This window comes from Pseudomonas sp. NPDC088429 (genome assembly GCF_044753305.1).
GTDB classification, from domain to species: Bacteria; Pseudomonadota; Gammaproteobacteria; order Pseudomonadales; family Pseudomonadaceae; genus Aquipseudomonas; species Aquipseudomonas rustica.
In genome coordinates, this window is the sequence record NZ_JBIVMX010000144.1 from 1 (window position 1) to 2716 (window position 2716).

At 58.2% G+C, this 2716-nt stretch carries 2 protein-coding genes; both read right to left on the reverse strand.

Going from position 1 to position 2716, the window contains the following annotated elements; genetic code table 11:
- Positions 1-39 precede the first annotated feature (39 nt).
- Positions 40-2004 carry a DNA primase gene (dnaG, locus tag ACIP66_RS28450; protein ID WP_053124418.1) on the reverse strand — a complete coding sequence of 655 codons (1965 nt, stop codon included), beginning with the start codon at positions 2002-2004 and terminating at the stop codon, positions 40-42.
- Positions 2005-2489: 485 nt separating this feature from the next.
- Positions 2490-2705, reverse strand: a complete 216-nt coding sequence (gene rpsU, locus ACIP66_RS28455; protein WP_400652593.1) for a 30S ribosomal protein S21 — start codon at positions 2703-2705, stop codon at positions 2490-2492.
- Between the last annotated feature and the right edge of the window lie 11 nt (positions 2706-2716).

Below are 2716 nucleotides of genomic sequence, written 5' to 3' on the forward strand. Positions count from 1 at the left end.
GGCAAAAAACAAGCCGAGGATTATACCTGAGCTATGACCTCACGCGCCAGTTGAGGTCGGGTTTGATGCGGAAACATTGCGACTTAGAAGGTCGCGCAGTTGATTTTTCTCTTCAATACTCAGTTCGCTTTGACGGGCTTTCCTGAGTAACTGTTCAAGATTTCGCTCGCGTTGGCGGGCTGACAAGCTAGTAATGGTGTCGAAAAACTGTTGTTCAAGGTTATCTCCGTCAATCAACCACTCCTTTTCTGCCAATGCCTTGAGCAATCGACCCTGTTCAGTGCCGTGCCATCGCGCGATCAACTGAAATGAGTTTAGCTTGGGATTCTTCTGTACGGCTTCGAGCAGCGCCACAAGCAGCTGGGCGTTGGTCTGATTCTCGTCCGCAATGTGCCCGGCATCTTCGACGCGCTCGGCCAGTTGCGGGTGATGGAGCAGTGTGCGCAGGGCGGTCAGGGTTGGCGATTCGACGCCAATCGGCGTGCGCGGGCGTTGCTGATCGCGATCGCCGCCACGCTTGCCGTTTTTATCCCAGGGCTTCTTGTCCCACTTCTTGCCGCCAGCGCCAGGTTTCTTCGGCGTCCACTCCTGCTGCGGCACATACATGTCCTGTGCCTGCGGCTGATGGTAGTCGCTGTAGTCCGGCATTGCGTCGTAATTGATGCCCGGGTCGTAAGCGGGCGGCGCTTCCTGCGGCGCATTTTGCGCAAGCTGACTGACGGTTTCGCTGCTCAGGCCGGTGATTTCGGTCAGGCGCTGACGCATCAGGATGCGCAGGTTGGCGCCCGGCACTTTGTCGATCAACGGTGCGGCGAGGGTGGCCATGTGCGCCTTGCCTTCGAGCGAACGCGGGTCAGACTCTTCGGTCAGTTGCTGGAAGAAATAATCGGCCAGCGGCTGAGCGTGCTGATTGATGCGCGCCTTGAAGGCATCGGTGCCTTCAGCGCGAACCAGCGTATCCGGATCTTCGCCTTCGGGCAGGAACAGAAAGCGTGCGCGACGCCCGTCCTGCAGGCTCGACAGCGTTGCTTCGAGTGCGCGCCACGCGGCGTTGCGGCCAGCCTGGTCGCCGTCGAAACAGAACAACACGTTCGGTACGACGCGAAACAGGCGCTTCAAATGTTCTTCGCTGGTCGCGGTGCCCAACGTTGCGACGGCATTTTTCAGGCCTTGCTGGGCGAGCGCGATGACGTCCATATAGCCTTCGACGACGATGATTTCGTCGAGGTTGCGGTTGTTCTTGCGTGCTTCATATAGGCCGTAGAGTTCCTGACCTTTATGGAAAACCGGGGTTTCCGGGGAGTTCAGGTACTTGGGTTTGTCGTCGCCGAGTACGCGGCCACCGAACGCGATGATGCGGCCACGGGTGTCGCGGATCGGGAACATCACGCGATCGCGGAAGCGGTCATAGCGTTTGCCGGTTTCGGCGTTCTCGATCAGCAGCCCGGCGTCGATCATGGCTTTTTGCTGAAGGGTGTCGCTGCTCAAATGTTTGAACAGGTTATCCCAGCCTGGCGGCGCGAAGCCGAGGCCGAAATCCCGGGCGATCTCGCCGGTCAGGCCGCGACCCTTGAGGTAATCCACGGCAGCTTTGCGCGCGGGGTGGCTCTTGAGGGCCTGCTTGTAAAAATCGGCAGCGGCAGTGAGCAACGGATAGAGCGGCGAATCAGTCGGTTGCCGTGGCTTGCGCTCGCGGCCGCTTTCTTCGCGGGGGATTTCCATGCCGGCGGCTTTCGCCAGATCTTCGATGGCCTGGGGGAAATCCAGGTTGTCGTGATCCATGAGAAAGCCGAGGGCATTACCGCCGGCGCCGCAGCCGAAGCAGTAATAGAACTGCTTGTCGGGGCTGACGCTGAACGACGGGGTTTTCTCTTTGTGAAACGGGCAACAGGCGGTGTAGTTCTTGCCGGCCTTCTTCAATTGCACGCGCGAACTGACCACATCGACGATGTCGGTGCGGTTCAGCAGGTCGTCAATGAAGCTCTGGGGAATTAGCCCGGCCATGGCATTCTCGTCGTCTGCGCTGCAATAAGTCCGATGCGTAAGGCTGCCGGACGCGGGTCGTTGTTTGAAGCGCGCAAAAAGTGCGGCTCGACCGGTGTCGTCTGCGTAATCGCTGTCGGGAAGTGTATCTGCCGAAAAACCACTGACGTTAGTACCTATCAGTCTTCGACTATTTGAAAGTGTTGCGCTGAATCCGCTGACGGCCGGTTGAGGGCCTCGGATAGCTCAATAAAGCGGGCACGCATGCAGGTGCCTTGGGCTGATCGTCGTGAGAGGAATCAGTGGGTGTGCTCGTCAGTAGCCTTGAAAGGCTCGTCAGAAAAGACGTGCACCGCTGGCAAAAGAGCCAGGTCTGACGTGTGAAGCAGATTCGTCTTAGTCGCGTGTGCGGCTTCGACGTTGAAGCATCAAGCGTTTTACGCAAATGCCATTAGCCCGGCTCAGAGCCGGGCTTAGGCAAGAAGCTTGCTACGAACGTCTGTGTATTAGTACAGACGAACGGCGCGGCGCTGTTCGCGCTGAACTTTCTTGGCGTGACGCTTAACAGCGGCTGCTGCTTTGCGCTTACGCTCAGAAGTTGGCTTCTCGTAAAATTCGCGGCTACGAGCTTCAGCCAGTACACCGGCTTTTTCGAAGGAGCGCTTGAAACGACGCAGAGCTGCGTGGATGGGTTCGTTCTCTTTTACTTTGACGGCTGGCATCCAGAGCGTGC

Bases quoted from the DNA above. Each gene is read 5' to 3' on its own strand.
- dnaG (WP_053124418.1), bottom strand. From the start codon at position 2,004: ATGGCCGGGCTAATTCCCCAGAGCTTCATTGACGACCTGCTGAACCGC.
- rpsU (WP_400652593.1), bottom strand. From the start codon at position 2,705: ATGCCAGCCGTCAAAGTAAAAGAGAACGAACCCATCCACGCAGCTCTG.